Annotated in this window: 10 protein-coding genes and 1 pseudogene; 8 read left to right on the forward strand and 3 right to left on the reverse strand. The window is 53.0% G+C overall.

The features are described 5' to 3' along the window. Positions 1–46: 46 nt before the first annotated feature. Together A7Q03_RS07365 and yjgA are read right to left on the reverse strand one after the other, a co-directional pair. Positions 47–1501, reverse strand: coding sequence for an MFS transporter (locus tag A7Q03_RS07365; protein ID WP_082880731.1), 1455 nt, complete (start codon positions 1499–1501; stop codon positions 47–49). Between the two features lie 437 nt (positions 1502–1938). Continuing rightward, positions 1939–2496 carry a ribosome biogenesis factor YjgA gene (gene yjgA / locus A7Q03_RS07370; RefSeq protein ID WP_067448656.1) on the reverse strand — a complete coding sequence of 186 codons (558 nt, stop codon included), beginning with the start codon at positions 2494–2496 and terminating at the stop codon, positions 1939–1941. A 203-nt stretch (positions 2497–2699) separates the two neighbouring features. Here yjgA and A7Q03_RS07375 point away from each other — a divergent pair, with 203 nt between their 5' ends. The 8 genes and pseudogenes from A7Q03_RS07375 to A7Q03_RS07415 all read left to right on the forward strand — a co-directional run bounded on the left by A7Q03_RS07375 (position 2700) and on the right by A7Q03_RS07415 (position 14915). Further along, entirely contained in the window at positions 2700–2948 is a 249-nt protein-coding gene (locus tag A7Q03_RS07375; protein ID WP_067448659.1) for a hypothetical protein, read from the forward strand. Between the two features lie 349 nt (positions 2949–3297). Further along, positions 3298–7113 (forward strand): restriction endonuclease subunit S, encoded by a 3816-nt coding sequence (locus A7Q03_RS07385; RefSeq protein ID WP_067448663.1) that lies wholly within the window; start codon positions 3298–3300, stop codon positions 7111–7113. 76 nt (positions 7114–7189) lie between these two features. Further along, positions 7190–9465, forward strand: a pseudogene (locus A7Q03_RS07390) (Tex family protein). Positions 9466–9538: 73 nt separating this feature from the next. After that, positions 9539–10555: a hypothetical protein gene (locus A7Q03_RS07395; protein WP_067448668.1), complete on the forward strand. Its 1017-nt coding sequence runs from the start codon at positions 9539–9541 to the stop codon at positions 10553–10555. A 281-nt stretch (positions 10556–10836) separates the two neighbouring features. Beyond that, the gene (locus tag A7Q03_RS07400; protein ID WP_067448670.1) at positions 10837–11631 is read left to right on the forward strand and encodes a 3'-5' exonuclease; all 795 of its coding nucleotides are present in this window, start codon (positions 10837–10839) and stop codon (positions 11629–11631) included. Positions 11632–11758: 127 nt separating this feature from the next. Then, complete coding sequence (locus A7Q03_RS10235; protein WP_153705676.1) at positions 11759–12076, forward strand: hypothetical protein; 318 nt, start codon at positions 11759–11761, stop codon at positions 12074–12076. Between the two features lie 209 nt (positions 12077–12285). Beyond that, positions 12286–13170 (forward strand): UTP--glucose-1-phosphate uridylyltransferase GalU, encoded by an 885-nt coding sequence (gene galU, locus A7Q03_RS07410; RefSeq protein ID WP_067448674.1) that lies wholly within the window; start codon positions 12286–12288, stop codon positions 13168–13170. A gap of 164 nt (positions 13171–13334) precedes the next feature. Continuing rightward, entirely contained in the window at positions 13335–14915 is a 1581-nt protein-coding gene (locus A7Q03_RS07415; RefSeq protein WP_067448676.1) for an inorganic phosphate transporter, read from the forward strand. 731 nt (positions 14916–15646) lie between these two features. Here the strand turns inward: A7Q03_RS07415 and secB are convergent. Then, on the reverse strand, positions 15647–16108 hold the full coding sequence (gene secB, locus A7Q03_RS07420) for a protein-export chaperone SecB (protein WP_003823659.1): 462 nt from the start codon (positions 16106–16108) through the stop codon (positions 15647–15649). Positions 16109–16188: the final 80 nt, after the last annotated feature.

Below are 16188 nucleotides of genomic sequence, written 5' to 3' on the forward strand. Positions count from 1 at the left end.
CTGTTTTCAGGTAGCCTTTCATCCCTGCTTGAGGCTACCTGAACCCTCACCTCCGCAGCGGCAGCTTGCGCCCCACCAGCCACACCAGGCCGAGCACCGGCAGGCCCAAGAGCGCGGTGAAGAGGAAGAAGCCGTCGTAGCCGATTTGGTTCACGATACTGCCGGAGTAGCCGCCCAGCGTTTTGGGCAGTAGCGTCATCAGCGAGCTAAACAGGGCGTATTGCACGGCGGTAAACCGGATACTGGTGAGCGAGGAGAGAAAGGCCACGAATACGGCGCTGGCCAAGCCGCCCGCCAGATTGTCGAAGGCCACGGCCAAATAGAGGAAGGGCAGATTGTGCCCCTGCCAAAACAGCAGGATAAACAGCAAATTGGTGGCCGAAGCCAGCACGGCGCCGAGCATCATCATGCGCATCACGGCAAACCGCTGCGCCAAGAGGCCGCCGAAGAAGCCGCCGGCAATCGACATCAGCACGCCGAAGGTTTTCACCGCCCCGGCAATCTCGTCTTTGCTGAAGCCCATATCGGCATAAAACACATTGGCAATCACCCCGGCCACAATATCCGAAATGCGGTATAGCCCGATTAAGGCCAACAGCAGCGCGGCATGGCGGCCGTAGCGCTGAAAAAAGTCGGCCAGCGGCAACACCCAGGTTTGCCGCACCACTTCGCCGCACACCAGCCCCAGCATCACCAACAGCCGCCCCGTCAGCACCGCCGCCATCAATGCCGCCGAAAGCCGCGCGCCTTCCCACAACAGGGAAAGCAGCGGCCCTTGGTTTTCAGGTAGCCACCCGCCAGCCCAGCGGAACACCAGCACAAAAGCCGCCACCGCGCACACAAACAAGCCCACCAGCCGCGCATTGTCGCCCAGCGCCAAGCCGGCCGGCCGTTCGCGTTTTACCGCAGGCTCGGCCACCCACAGCGTGGTGAGCACGCCGGCGCCCATGGTGGCCGCCATCAGCCAATAAGTGTTGCGCCAAGCGGCATACAGATAATGTCCCTTTTCCGAGCCGAAGCCGCTGGCCAGCCACAACGCGCCCGCCCCGGCCACAATCATGCCCACGCGGTAGCCCGCCGTATAGGTGGCCGACATCACCGACTGCATCGCCGCATCGCCCGGCGCGCTTTCGATGCGGTAGGCATCAATCACCACGTCCTGCGTGGCCGAAGAAAAGCCGAGCAACACCGCCGCTGCCGCCATCCACGGCAACACCGCCGCATTAGCCGGATTGAGCGCGGCCATCGCCAAAATCGCGGTGATAATCAGCCCCTGCGCCAGCAGCAACCAGCCGCGCCGCTGCCCGAAACGGCGCGTTAGCCACGGCAGCGGCAGCGCATCGATTAACGGCGCCCAGATGAATTTGAAGGAATAGCCCAATGCCGCCCAGCTGAACATGGTAACCGTGGCGCGGTCGACGCCGGCTTCGGTGAGCCACAGCGAGAGGCTGGAGAAAATCAGCAAAATCGGAATCCCCGCCGCAAAACCGAGCAACAACATGGCGATGGCGCGGCGGTCGGTATAGCCCGCCCACGCGCGCCGCCTCGGCGTTTGTCCGTCGGCATGGGAGGAATCGGCTGGGCGTTGGCTGGATGAGGTCATGGTGCTGCTCCGCTGCGGGGTAAAACTGGGAAACGTGGCATTATAGCGCGTTTGCCGAAATGGCAAGGTTAAGCCACAATCGGGATGGATGCCCTCTCCTTGTTAGCATACCCCCCAACAGTGAAATCAAAAGGATGAAACCGCGATGCCCAACCAAGCCCGACTGGCCGCAGCATAGCGGATTAAATACGGAGTTGGCTCACCCTACCCTATTTTGATTTTCATCCGCTATCAGCACCAAGCCAGGCACCATCCGGCAAACAAAATAAAGGCTACCTGAAAACTGGAAAACCGTTTTTCAGGTAGCCTTTTCTTGCTAGCTAGGGCTAAACCGCTTATTCCTGCTCCACACCCTGCCCGTCTTCCTCCTCCGGCACATCTGCGGCGGGATTATCCGCCTCCATCGCTTCTTTCAGGTAGCGGTAGAGCGCGCGGAAGTGTTTGGGCGGCTTGGCCTGCTCGCGTTCCTTGCGCGTGTTGCGAATCAGGGTGCGCAACTGGCCGGCTTCGGCGGCGGGGTAATCGCGCAGGAAGTCGGTGAGCGCATCGTCGTTTTCCAACAGGGTTTCGCGCATCTGTTCCACACGCTGCAAGAAAGCGTTGTAGGCAGCGTGGCTGCCCTGCAGTTTGTCGAGAAACTCGCGGATCGGCTCCGGATCGAGATCGCGCATCAGGCGGCCGATGTATTGCGTTTGCCGCTTGAGCGCGCCGTTGCTGTTGATTTTCTTATACATGGCAATGGCTTCGCGCAATTCCTCAGGCAATTCGATTTTCTTCAAGGTGTCGCCGGAAAGGCGGGCAAGCTGCATGCCCAAATCCTGCAAATCGTGCATTTCTTTTTTGCGGCGGGTTTTGCTCACCCATTCCTGCTGGTCGTCTGGCTGCTGTTGCATAACGGTTTCCATAGAAAAAGTTGGCGGCATTTTAGCAAAGTTTGCGCACGGCGGCTTTCAGGTAGCCTGAGTTTAGGTAGGAAGGCTACCTGAAAACTAAAGTTACCATAAGGGGACTGACTTTCTGCAAGGCTAAAACTGATTGGTGGATATGGCATAATCCGATTTTCAGGTAGCCTGCCGCCCTGTAAACAAGGAAAACCATGTCCGAAATTCTGATTTACCAAACCGAAGACGGCCGCATCCAAGTGAACCTGCTGGTGCAGGAACACACCGTCTGGCTCAACCAAAGCCAACTGGCCGAACTTTTTGACACCTCCGTGCAAAATATCGGCCTACACATAAAAAATATATTGGAAGACAATGAATTAGATGGAAATTCAGTTATAAAGGATTTCTTTATAACTGCCGCAGGCGACACAATTACCACGAACACCCATCTGCCAAAATAAACAACCGACCGCACCCCCAACTCGAAAGCCCCTCCCCCATGACCGCCCACACCTACGAACACAAATACCGCCTTGCCGTCCAATTTGCCCGCCTCTTCCAAGACGAAAAGCGCGAGCGTGCCGAAAATAGTAACGCAACGGTACTGCCAACCAAAACTGCTTTGACGCACTGCTGGAATTATTCGGCTAGGACAACTGGCTCTACATTTCTTATGACAATAACGAATAATATGATGCAGAATAAGCTTATGATATTTTTCAGGTAGCCCAGCCTGTAAACAAGAAAACCTTAAAACGGTTATTTCAGGCAACCTTTCCTTTTCCCCTATTTTTTAAGAACCTTTCAATTATGATTACCAAACAAAACCTGCCTCAATTCCTAACCCATTTGGGCTTCACCAAACAAAACCAAATCTATACAAAATCCCTGCACGGACACGAACTAAAAATCAACTTTGCCAATGAAAAAATCATCTATCCTAAAGGTGTAACTGCCCACCGCGACACTACCAAAAATTTCAGTCAGCCTGAAAACTTTGTCGTATTTGAATGCATACATAACCTGCTGCAATCGGGCTACAAACCCGAACACATCATTTTGGAGCAGGGTATGCCCGGCGGACACGGCATGACGGGCGGATTTTGCGACATCATTGTGCAGGATAATGATGGGCAACCCTATCTGCTTATCGAATGCAAAACGGTAGATGGCGACAAAAGCAAAGAATTTTCCCGTGCATGGGCGAAGATGCAGAAAGACGGCGGGCAGCTTTTTAACTATTACAACAGTTATCGCCAGGCACAATGGCTATGTCTGTATGCAAGCGATTTCGTCAACAATCAGGCAGAATCCGTTTACCACCTGATTTCTATGAAGGATAACGACGAATATCTGGGCAGTAACGAAAAGCTACTGAGTTTCAAAAAAGTGCAGGAGGAAAATGGCTCAAAATCCGACTATTTCAAAGTATGGAGCGAAACCTACCAGCAGGACTTTATTTCCCACAATCTATTTGAATCCGCACCATTCAATATCGGCAGCCGTCCCTACAATGTGCGCGATTTAAAAATTGTGGACAACAACACCATTCAGAAAAAATACCACCAGTTTGCCACCATCATGCGCCAACACAATGTTTCCGCGCGTGAAAATGCATTCGACAAACTGGTAAACCTGTTTCTGTGCAAAGTCGTTGATGAAAAAGCGAACCCCGAAAATTTAAAGGTCTATTGGAAAGGCGCGGCCAGCGACAACCACTATGACCTGCAAGACCGCCTGCAACAGCTTTACCAAACCGGCATGAAAGAATTTTTGGGCGAAGACGTAACCTACATCAGCGCGGAAACACTGAATAACGCCTTTCATCTGTTCAAAAACCAAAAAGATGAAACCAAACGCACGGTAATGGAATATTTCACCCAACTGAAATTCTATTCCAACAATCCCTTTGCCTTTTTGGACGTACATAACGAAAAGCTCTTCTTTCAAAACGCCGTCATTCTGAAAGAAATCGTGCAGATGTTACAGGACATCAAACTCAAAAACGAAGAAGAGCAGCACCAGCTTCTCGGTGATTTGTTTGAAGGCTTCCTAGACCAGGGCATAAAGCAGTCTGAAGGACAGTTTTTCACGCCCATGCCGATAGTTAAATTCCTGATTTCCAGCCTGCCACTGACTGAACTGCTGCAAAACAGCGAAACCCCAAAAGTAATTGACTATGCCTGCGGTGCAGGACATTTCCTTACCGAATACGCAAGCCAAATTAAACCCCTGCTGCAAAGCGGGCAAAATCCCGCCGATTTCTACCCGCACATTTACGGCGTGGAAAAAGAATATCGTCTCTCCAAAGTCGCCAAAGTGTCCGCCTTTATGTACGGGCAGGACGAAATGAACATTATCTATGCCGATGCGCTTGCCCAAAACGGCAACCTCAAAGACGGCGGCTTTTCCCTGCTCGTTGCCAATCCGCCGTACAGTGTCAAAGGTTTTCTCACTACATTGAGCGAAGAAGACAAAGCCCGATTTACGCTCTACCCTCATGTTTCCGATGAAGACAGCTTCAACAGCATCGAAACCTTCTTCATCGAAAAAGCCAAACAGCTCCTGCATTCGGGCGGCATCGCCGTCATCATCCTGCCGTCCAGCATCCTGACCAACGGCAACATCTACATCAAATGCCGCGAAATCATCCTGCAATACTTTGATTTGGTCGCCATTGCCGAATTCGGTTCCGGCACATTCGGCAAAACCGGCACCAACACCGCCACCCTGTTTCTGCGCCGCAAATCCGATACGCCAAACCTTGCCGGACACTACCAAAACCGCGTAGAACAATGGCAATCGGGCAATTTCAGTTTTGACGACCTGTTTGAAGACAGCCATCTGCTGCAAAACTACTGCGGGCATTGCGGCTTCGATCTGGCGCAATACCAGGCCTTTTTAACGGCGCAAAGCAAAATGCCGCCAGAAATTGCCGAAACCGAAGTGTTTCAGGAATACAAAAAAGCATTCGACAAGAAAAAGCTGCCCAAAAGTGCCGATATGGAAAAAGCATGGCTCGATTTCGCTAAAGAGATTGAAGCCGACAAACTGCGCCATTTCATGCTCGCCGCCAACAATCCGCAAAACGTGCTGGTAGTGAAAATGCCGGCCGAAACCAAAGAGAAAAAAGCCTTTTTGGGTTATGAATGGAGCGCAGCAAAGGGCAATGAAGGCATCAAGTATCTGAGCGGGCAGGCTGAAACGGGCGAAGAAGGGCTGCAAAATTTACAGGGCATCAACAAAATCCAAACCCCGCTCTTCAACCCGCAAAACCTGTTCGACGAAACCAAACTCAACAGCCTGATACGGCAAAATTTTTCAGGTAGCCTGCAAAACATACCCGAACACTTGGCAAAATTTGCCGCACTGCTGCCGCTGACAGAAATGCTGGATTTCGAACGTGCGGATTTTGATAAAGCTATTCGGACAAGTGCACAGAAAAAAGTTGAGATTGTGAGCAAATATACATTAGTAAGGCTGGGGAGCATTGCAAACGTTTCAAGTGGGAATAGCGCACCTCAAGAAAGACATTTATACACAGATGGCAAGTATCCATTCTTCAGAACATCAGATGTCGGCAAAGTCCATTTATCTAAAAACTTAATAGAAGTTTCAGACTATTTAAATGAAAAGGGGATTGAAAATTTGAAGAAATTCCCTAAAGGAACTATTTTAATGCCAAAATCTGGTGCTTCAACATATCTAAACCATAGGGTAATTATGGGATGTGATGGCTATGTTGTTTCTCATTTGGCAACAATTATTGCTGATAATAATCAAATTTTAACTGAGTTCTTATATGAAATTCTGACATTGATAAAGGCGCAAGATATAAAAGCAAATTCTGGCTACCCTTCGTTAAATGAAAACGATATAAATAATATTAAAATCCCGCTTCCACCCTTGGATATCCAACAAAAAATTGTGGAAGAATGCCAAAAAATCGATGACGAATTTAACCATACCCGTATGAAAATCGAAGAATACCGAGCCAAGATTGCAAACATATTCAATGACTTGGAAGTGATTCAGGCGGGGGGGGTAAAATGGTTTAAAATCAATGAATTATCTAGTATTAATCCATCAAAATCAGAAATCAGATCTTTGGCGGACAGCTTAACAGTTTCTTTTGTGGAAATGGCTTCAGTCAGCAATCATGGATTTATCGAACACAAAACGGAAAAGCCGTTAAGCGAACTACGCAAGGGCTCTTATACTTATTTCAGAGAGAACGATGTCATCATTGCCAAAATAACACCATGTATGGAAAACGGAAAATGTGCTTTGGTAACAGGGTTATCAAACGGTATCGGTATGGGAAGTTCGGAGTTTCATGTTTTCAGAGCTGATCAAACCCAAATTCTGCCAGCTTTCTTGTTTTATGCCTTAAACCGTAAACAAATCCGTCAGGCTGCCGAAAAACAAATGACAGGTTCAAGCGGACACCGCCGAGTGCCTGCCTCATTTTATGAAGATTTGCAGATTCCCGTTCCCAACCTGGAAACCCAAAAATCCATCATCACCCAAATTGACGGATACGAAGCCGAAATCGCCGCCTGCGAGCAAAAAATCCAATCCCTGCCCGCGCAAAAGCAGGCAGTGTTGGCGAAGTATCTAAATTAGAACAAGGATATATCCATTCATTCTTTTTCAGGCAGCCTGGAAAAGCAGCCTGCACCCCATTCACTCAAGGAACTTTATGAACATCACCCAAATCCTCTCCCAAGAACTCTCCGCTACCGCCGCGCAAATCACCGCCGCCGTCGAGCTTTTGGACGGCGGCGCGACCGTACCGTTTATCGCCCGCTACCGCAAGGAGGCCACGGGCGGGCTGGACGATACGCAGCTGCGCCAGCTTGCCGAGCGGCTGCAATATCTGCGCGAGTTGGAAGAGCGCAAAGCCGTTGTTTTAAAAAGCATTGAAGAGCAAGGCAAGCTTTCAGACGACCTCAGGGCGCAAATCGAAGCCGCCGACAACAAAACCGCGCTGGAAGACCTGTATCTGCCCTACAAGCCCAAACGCCGCACCAAGGCGCAAATCGCGCGCGAACACGGTTTGCAGCCGCTGGCGGATATGTTGCTTGCCGAGCAGCCACAGGACGTGGAAGCCGCCGCGCAGGGCTACCTGAACGAAAACGTCCCCGACGCCAAAGCCGCGCTGGACGGCGCGCGCGCGATTCTGATGGAACAGTTTGCCGAAGACGCGGAACTCATCGGCACGCTGCGCGACAAGCTGTGGAACGAAGCCGAAATCCACGCGCAAGTCGTTGAAGGCAAAGAAACCGAAGGCGAAAAATTCAGCGATTATTTCGACCACCGCGAACCCGTCCGCGCCATGCCCAGCCACCGCGCACTGGCGGTTTTGCGCGGCCGCAACGAAGGCGTGTTGAACATCGCACTCAAATACCAGCCCGACGACACGCCGATTACGCAGCAAAGCGAATACGAGCAAATCATCGCCCGCCGTTTCAAGGTTTCAGACGGCCACAAATGGCTGCGCGACACCGTGCGCCTGACTTGGCGCGCGAAAATCTTTTTGTCGCTGGAACTCGAAGCCTTAGGCCGTCTGAAAGAAGCCGCCGATACCGATGCGATTACCGTGTTCGCCCGCAATCTCAAAGCCTTACTGCTCGCCGCGCCCGCCGGACGACTGACTACTTTGGGCCTAGACCCCGGCTACCGCAACGGCGTGAAATGTGCCGTGGTGGACGACACAGGCAAGCTGCTGGATACCGTTATTGTCTATTTGCATCAAGAAAACAATATGTTGGCAACGCTGTCGCGCCTGATTAAACAACACGGCGTAAAACTCATCGCCATCGGCAACGGCACCGCCAGCCGCGAAACCGACAAAATCGCGGGTGAACTGGTGCGCGGAATGCCGGAAATGGGGCTGCACAAAATCGTCGTTTCCGAAGCCGGCGCATCGATTTATTCCGCGTCCGAACTGGCGGCGCGCGAGTTTCCCGACTTGGACGTTTCCCTGCGCGGCGCGGTGTCCATCGCCCGCAGGCTGCAAGACCCGCTCGCCGAGCTGGTCAAAATCGACCCCAAATCCATCGGCGTGGGGCAGTATCAGCACGACGTGAACCAAAGCCAGCTCGCCAAATCGCTGGACGCGGTGGTCGAAGACTGCGTGAACGCCGTCGGCGTGGACGTGAACACCGCCTCCGCCCCCTTTTGGCGCGGATTTCCGGTTTGAATCAAACCCTTGCCCAAAACATCGTCGCCTACCGCGATGAAAACGGCGCGTTCGACAGCCGCAAAAAATTGCTGAAAGTGCCGCGTTTGGGCGAAAAAACCTTCGAGCAGGCGGCGGGCTTTTTGCGGATTAACGGCGGCAAAGAGCCGCTGGACGCGAGTGCCGTCCACCCCGAAGCCTACCCCGTTGTCGCCAAAATGCTGGCGCAACAAGGCATTACCGCCGCCGAACTCATCGGCAACCGCGAGCGCGTGAAGCAAATCAAAGCATCCGACTTCACCGACGAACGCTTCGGCCTGCCGACCATTCTGGACATCCTGTCCGAGCTGGAAAAACCCGGCCGCGACTAGCGCGGCGAGTTTCAGACGGCCTCCTTCGCCGAAGGCATCCACGAAATCAGCGACTTGCAAGTCGGCATGATACTCGAAGGCGTGGTTTCCAACGTCGCCAACTTCGGCGCATTCGTAGACATCGGCGTCCATCAAGACGGCTTGGTGCACATCTCCGCCCTGTCCAATAAATTCGTCCAAGACCCGCGTGAAGTGGTGAAAGCCGGCGACGTGGTGAAAGTTAAAGTGCTGGAAGTCGATGCCGCACGCAAACGCATCGCGCTGACCATGCGCTTGGATGACGAAGCCGGTGTGGAAAAACGCGGGCGCAGGCTACCTGAAACCGAAAAACGCGGCACCAACAGCCGTTCCGGCAAACCGCCGCGCGAAAAGCAGCCTGCAAATTCGGCGATGGCGGATGCGTTGGCGAAGTTGAAGCGGTAAACTCAAACAGTGCAGGCTGCTTTTTCAGGCCGTCTGCAAGCCAACGGGCAATATTTTTAAAAGATGGAAAAACATGACCTATCACGAACTCGCGCTGTATGCGTTGCAGCAGTTGGCACGCCCAGCCGGCGCATCAGAAATTTGGGATTTTATCGAACAAAACCGGCTTTACGCCGAACTGGACGGCTACAACCCAGAACAAGGTTTGGCTTCCATCGGCAAAACGCCGTGGGCAACCGTGGGTGCGGCGTTATATGTGGAAGCAAAAAAGCCCGACGGCAAAATCACGTCGCAGGGTAGCCGACCCAAGCTATTCTCCCTGCGGCAGGATATTTCTCACATATCAGGCAGCCTGAAAGCTTTGCCGCTGCCCGAAAACGCCGCCGCCCTGCCGCCTGCCGCCCAAACACAAAAAGCCCGATTCCACGAGCGCGACCTGCATCCGCTGCTGTGCAAGTTTCTGGCGGAGCATCCCGTCTTTGCCGCACAGTCGCGCACCATATTCCACGAAAAAAGCGGCAAAAACCAAAAAGGCGCGGACAAATGGCTCTATCCCGATATGGTGGGCGTACAGTTCGAATATGCCGATTACGAACATGGCAGCCTGCAAGCCTGGATGCGGAAGTTTGACCGCCTGCCGATTAAGATTTTCTCGTTCGAACTCAAAAAATATTTGGATTTCGGCAATTATAAAGAATACTTTTTCCAAGCAGTCAGCAATTCCAGCTGGGCGAACGAAGGCTATTTGGTAGCATTATCCGTGCCGCAGGATGGCGAGTTCCGCGAAGCCTTGCAGAAACTCAGCCAAAGTTTCGGCATCGGCATCATTTTGCTGGACGCAGCCAACCTCAGCCAAAGCGAAATCCTGTCGCCCGCACAGTATAAAAAGCAAATGGATTATGCGGTGATGTATGAATTGGCCGAAAAAAACCGCGATTTTTCCCAGTTCCTGACAACCATCACCGAATACGACCACAAGAACCCTCACCGTTATTTGAGCGAGTTTGATAAAGTACTGGATGATGATGCTATGGCAACATATCTGTTATCAAAAGGGATTTTGTCGGATGGGGAAGACGGAACTATCTAGTGGTGCATAATCACGCTCTCTGTGAAGGCGGATGCGTTGGCGAAGTTGAAATGGTAAGGTGTGTATCAAACAAGAGCGGCAAATTGCTTTGCTGCTCTTGTTTTCAATCCGGCTCCAGATGAACCAATGAAAGACGCTGCCAAAAACGGAAGCGCTACCTTCCACTATCGCGGAGATTTACCCAAGCTGCCGCACAGGCTACCTGAAACCCATCAGCCAACCTTGGCGAAACCCCTGCTTCGTGCCACAATCCATGCCGTCCCCACCCTCAAGCCCCCATCATGACTCCGATTCTCGCCTTCGATATCGAAACCGTTCCCGATGCCAACGGCATCCGCCTGCTGCACGGTCTGCCGGCCGACACGCCCACTGCCGATGTGGTGGCTTGGGCGCAGCAGCAGCGCCGCGCCACGCACAATGGCAGCGATTTCATGCCCTATCATTTGCAGCAGGTGGTGGCCATTTCCTGCTGTATGCGCTGGGGCAGCGACAAAATCCATGTGGGCACCATCGGCGAAATCGGCGACAGCGAAGAAACCATCATCGCTAAATTTTTTGAGCTGATCGAAAATCATACCCCGCAGTTGGTGAGCTGGAACGGCGGCGGCTTCGACCTACCCGTGCTGCACTACCGCGCCCTGATCCACGGTCTCTCCGCCGCCCGCTATTGGGACACCGGCGAGGGCGATTTCGGCGACAGCCGCGACTTCAAGTGGAACAACTACATCAACCGCTACCACAACCGCCATTGCGACCTGATGGATCTGCTCGCCCTCTACCAGCCCCGCGCCAGCGTGCCTTTAGACGACATGGCCAAGCTGTGCGGCTTCCCCGGCAAGCTGGGCATGGACGGCAGCAAGGTGTGGCAGGCCTTCCACGAAGGCCGCCTGCGCGAAATCCGCAACTACTGCGAAACCGACGCTGCCAACACCTATCTTATGTTCCAACGCTTCCGTTTGATGAGCGGTGCAGCCGATGCCGACGAATACGAAATGGAAATCCGGCGGCTCAAAGGCTACCTGAAAATCCAAGAAGACAAAGTGCATTGGCAGGAGTTCCTGGCCGCATGGCGTTAAGACGCAAACCAAAAGGCTACCTGAATTTCAGGTAGCCTTTATCAAATGATTCCGCAATACACCACAACAGGCCGGCCATTCATGCCAAGCAAAACCACCAGCCTCACCAATCCTTCACGTCCCAAACATGGATTTCCTCCTTGAACTCCTGCTCCGCCTCGTCTTCCTCCCCATAGAGGCGCTGTTTGAGTGGATACTGGAAAACACATTCAGCCGACACCCGAAGCTCGCCTTCGGGCTCCTCTGCCTGTTTACGCCGCTGTGCTTTGCCCTCAGCCGGTGGCACTTCGGCACGCTGGTTTGGTATGCCTGGCTGCTTGCACCGATAGCGGCCATGTTCCTGGCTCTGCCCGTTATCGGCTTGTGGCATGCCGTCAGCTATGTTCGGTTGCGGCACACTCCGCCCGTCACCATCCCGAAAGCTGGCAAACGTCGGAAACGCTGAGCCCAACCGATGCTGTGTCTGCTTAGAACAACAGCAAATGGCTTTCAAGAGGCTACCTGAAAGCGTAAGCTGCAAAAAGCTCAACCGCCGTGCAACGAAGTTTCAACGAAACTGCAATTTCAGCCTCACTTTCAGGTAGCCTTTAAAACATCCTACGTTCAGCCGCTGCTATAATGCGGCATCTTTCCAACCTATACCGAAGCAAAACCATGGGAAATCCCGTTCCAATCAAAAAAGCCGTCTTCCCCGTGGCCGGGATGGGCACGCGCTTTCTGCCCGCCACCAAGGCCAGCCCCAAAGAAATGCTGCCGATTGTGGATAAGCCGCTGATTCAATACGCAGTGGAAGAGGCCGTGGCCGCCGGCTGCACCGAATTGGTGTTCGTTACCGGCCGCAACAAACGCAGCATCGAAGACCATTTCGACAAAGCCTACGAGCTGGAAACCGAGCTGGAGCAACGCCAAAAAACCGCGCTGCTCTCGCATGTGCGCGATATTTTGCCGCCCGACGTTACCTGCCTGTATATCCGCCAGACCGAAGCCTTGGGCTTGGGGCATGCCGTGCTGTGTGCCCGCGCGGCGGTGGGCAACGAACCTTTCGCCGTGATTCTGGCCGACGATTTAATCGACGCGCCGCAGGGCGCGATTGCGCAGATGGCCGAGGTGTACCGCCAAACCGGCAACAGCGTGCTGGGCGTGGAAACCGTTGCACCCTCGCAAACCGGCTCCTACGGCATCGTGGAAGTGTCGCCGTGGCAGCAATATCAGCGTATCCAAAGCATTGTGGAAAAACCGAAGCCGGAAGAAGCGCCGTCTACCCTGGCCGTGGTGGGGCGCTACATCCTCACGCCGCGCATTTTCTCCCTGCTGCAAACCGTAGGGCGCGGGGCGGGCGGCGAAATCCAGCTCACCGACGGCATCGCCAAGCTGTTGGAACACGAACCGGTGCTGGCACACGCTTTTGCGGGCAAACGCTACGACTGCGGCAGCAAGCTGGGCTACCTGGAAGCCACGCTGGCCTACGGGCTGAAACACCCGGAAACGGCGGAAGCGTTCCGCACGCTATTGCAGGAATACAGTCAGGCAAAAGTGTAGCAATCCGCCCATTCTGTATCTCAGGCTACCTGAAGCGCTGCTTTCAGGTAGCCTGTTTTTGCATGCAGCACAAATTGGTTTGGTATAATTGCGCCGTTTGTTCGGCTGCAGCATGAATTGCTGCGGCCGCCGTATTCAACATTTTGTTTGTAAAGATTTTCATCATGGCCGGTTCTTCTGCCTCGCTGCGTTTGAAAAGCGTCAACTTCCTCGGTATGGCCTTGTTGTTCAGCGTGTCCTGCTATTTCATCTATTGGGGGCTGGGCTATATACAACATAACCATTCCGCGCTGTTTATTCTCGCGGCACTGTTCGGCATCTTTATGGCGTTCAATATCGGCGGCAACGATGTGGCCAACTCCTTTGGCACTTCGGTGGGCGCAGGCACGCTGAGCATCCCGCAGGCGCTGGCCGTGGCGGCGGTGTTTGAAGTGAGCGGCGCGATACTGGTTGGCGGCGGCGTTACCGATACCATCCGCAACGGCATCGTGGATTTGAGCAGCATGACACTGGAATCTGTGCAATTTGTCCATATTATGATGGCTGCACTGGCCGCCGCCTCGTTGTGGCTGCTGTTTGCCTCGCAAAAAGGCCTACCAGTGTCCACCACGCATTCCATCATCGGCGGCATCGTGGGAGCAGCGATGGTTTTGGGCTTTTACAACAACGGTTTGGCCGGTTTGAACATGGTGCGCTGGGAAAAAATCGGCGAAATCGCTATTTCCTGGGTACTCTCGCCACTCTTGGGCGGGGTAACTTCCTATTTGGTGTTTAAAAACATTAAAACCTATATCCTGGGCTACAACGTGGCCTCCAGCCGCCATGTGCAGCGCCTGCGCAAGCAAAAATTGGCCTACAAAAAGGAACACAAAACACGCTTCGAGCAGATGAGCGAATTGCAGCAGATGGCCTACACCGCCACCATCGTGCGCGATGCCCAGCTTTACAACGAAGGCAACTACCAGCCCGAAGAGCTGGTGTCCGACTACTATCGTGGCCTGCACGAAATCGACTGCCGCAAAGACGAAATCAACGCCTTCCGTGCCCTGCGCCTGTGGGTGCCGCTGGTGGGTGCAGTGGGCGGCATGGTGATGGCGGCGATGCTGCTGTTTAAAGGCCTAAAACACCTCAATTTAGGCTTGGGTACGCTGGATAACCTGCTGATTGTCGGCATGGTTGGCGCGGTATTGTGGATGGGCACGTTTGCCTACGCCCGCACCCTGAAAACTGGTGCCAATCTCGACCGCGCCACCTTCATCATGTTCAGCTGGCTGCAAGTGTTTACTGCCTGCTGCTTTGCCTTCAGCCACGGTTCGAACGACATCGCCAACGCCATCGGTCCGTTTGCCGCCATCATGGACGTGCTGCGCAGCGGCACCATCGGCAGCAGCGGCGACATTCCGCCAATTACCATGCTCACCTTTGGTGTATCGCTGGTGGTAGGGCTGTGGTTTATCGGGCGGGAAGTGATTGCCACCGTGGGCGAAAACTTGGCCAAAATGCACCCCTCTTCCGGCTTCGTGGCCGAGCTCTCCGCCGCCACCGTTGTGATGCTGGCCTCCGCGCTGGGGCTGCCCGTATCCAGCACCCACATCCTCGTTGGCGCCGTGCTCGGCATTGGGCTGGTAAACCGCAATGCCAACTGGCGGCTGATGAAGCCGATCGCCTTGGCTTGGGTAATCACCGTGCCGGCCGCCGGCCTGCTGGCATCGATTTGCTTTATTGTGCTAAATGCGGTTTTCTGATTAAAGGCTACCTGAAAAACAGCTTCTATAAGCTTCAGGTAACTTTATTAGTTGTGCTAGGCTACCTGAAAGCGTCAGCCTCAACAGAGTAGAAACATAGCGTAGCAGCGTTTCTGCGAAGCTAAAACTTAATTGGGAAACATCCGCAACCTGCCAGCTATCTTACCGACATCTCTCCGGGAAGAAGGGATAGCCACGCCTGCAGACGAATTTGCCAAAAATCTCTATCTGAGAAAGCTGAAATTTCTCAAATCTTGTTTTGAACAACAGCCGGCCTACCTCCCAGCACTGTAAATACCAAAATAAAAACCCTGCTGCTTAACGATAGCCAAACCGAACAGCTTAAAGAAACAATCAACACCCTGCTGGATGATGTGTTCTACACCATATCGTTAGGATTGGATGGCGAATGTGCGATAGGAAACATTCAACAAACTTATAAAATTTATGACACACAAGACTGCCTCATTTCCGATTGCGGCGAACTGGAAATAAGTACAGGCGATTATTTCAATGACCGTAAATACGAGAAAGAGATAAAACGAATCAGGGGAATAACAGAATGATCTTTAGGCATTCCCTTGAAGATTGGCTTTTGGGCTGCCGGAAGTTCTCAGGTAGCCTTCTAGATGATAAAGAGGCTACCTGAAAAATAAACAGCCTCTTTGTGCAAAACGCAAAACAGGCTATGGCATTTCCTACCATAGCCTGCTTGCCTTATTGACCTCGAATTAAGCGTTGCCAGCAGCCGGAGCATTGGCAGCGGCTTGTTGCTGTTCGTACATGGCTTCGAAGTTGATCGGCATCAATACCACGGGCGGGAAGCCGGCACGGGTGATGCAGGAAGACACAGCTTCGCGGGCATAGGGGTAGAGGATGTTCGGGCAGGCAATGCCGAGCAATACTTTCACATCTTGCTCCGGAATGTTTGCCAAACGGAAAATGCCGCTCTGTGCCACTTCGTTCAGGAACAATACTTTGCCATCAGGCAACTTGGCGGTGACGGTGACGGTAACGGTTACTTCGTGGTGTTCTTCTTCCAGTTTCTTAGAATCGGTGTGTACTTGGATTTCCACGTTCGGAGCATCCTGGCTGAGGAATACTTCCGGTGCGTGCGGCACTTCCAAAGACAAATCTTTTACATACAGTCTTTCTACATTGAAAATCGGTTGCTGTTGTTCTTGTTCGCTCATGGTTTACTCCTGAGAAAGGGGTGAAAAAATCAAAATGGAGATATGGCGGATTGATCCGCTATAAACTTTATTAGGCTACC

The organism is Eikenella sp. NML99-0057 (assembly GCF_001648535.1).
GTDB classification, from domain to species: domain Bacteria; phylum Pseudomonadota; class Gammaproteobacteria; order Burkholderiales; family Neisseriaceae; genus Eikenella; species Eikenella exigua.

Coding starts and splice junctions, on each gene's coding strand:
- A7Q03_RS07400 (WP_067448670.1), top strand. CDS start 10,837: ATGACTCCGATTCTCGCCTTCGATATCGAAACCGTTCCCGATGCCAAC.
- A7Q03_RS07385 (WP_067448663.1), top strand. CDS start 3,298: ATGATTACCAAACAAAACCTGCCTCAATTCCTAACCCATTTGGGCTTC.
- galU (WP_067448674.1), top strand. CDS start 12,286: ATGGGAAATCCCGTTCCAATCAAAAAAGCCGTCTTCCCCGTGGCCGGG.
- secB (WP_003823659.1), bottom strand. CDS start 16,108: ATGAGCGAACAAGAACAACAGCAACCGATTTTCAATGTAGAAAGACTG.
- A7Q03_RS10235 (WP_153705676.1), top strand. CDS start 11,759: ATGGATTTCCTCCTTGAACTCCTGCTCCGCCTCGTCTTCCTCCCCATA.
- A7Q03_RS07395 (WP_067448668.1), top strand. CDS start 9,539: ATGACCTATCACGAACTCGCGCTGTATGCGTTGCAGCAGTTGGCACGC.
- A7Q03_RS07375 (WP_067448659.1), top strand. CDS start 2,700: ATGTCCGAAATTCTGATTTACCAAACCGAAGACGGCCGCATCCAAGTG.
- yjgA (WP_067448656.1), bottom strand. CDS start 2,496: ATGCAACAGCAGCCAGACGACCAGCAGGAATGGGTGAGCAAAACCCGC.
- A7Q03_RS07365 (WP_082880731.1), bottom strand. CDS start 1,501: ATGTTGTTGCTCGGTTTTGCGGCGGGGATTCCGATTTTGCTGATTTTC.
- A7Q03_RS07415 (WP_067448676.1), top strand. CDS start 13,335: ATGGCCGGTTCTTCTGCCTCGCTGCGTTTGAAAAGCGTCAACTTCCTC.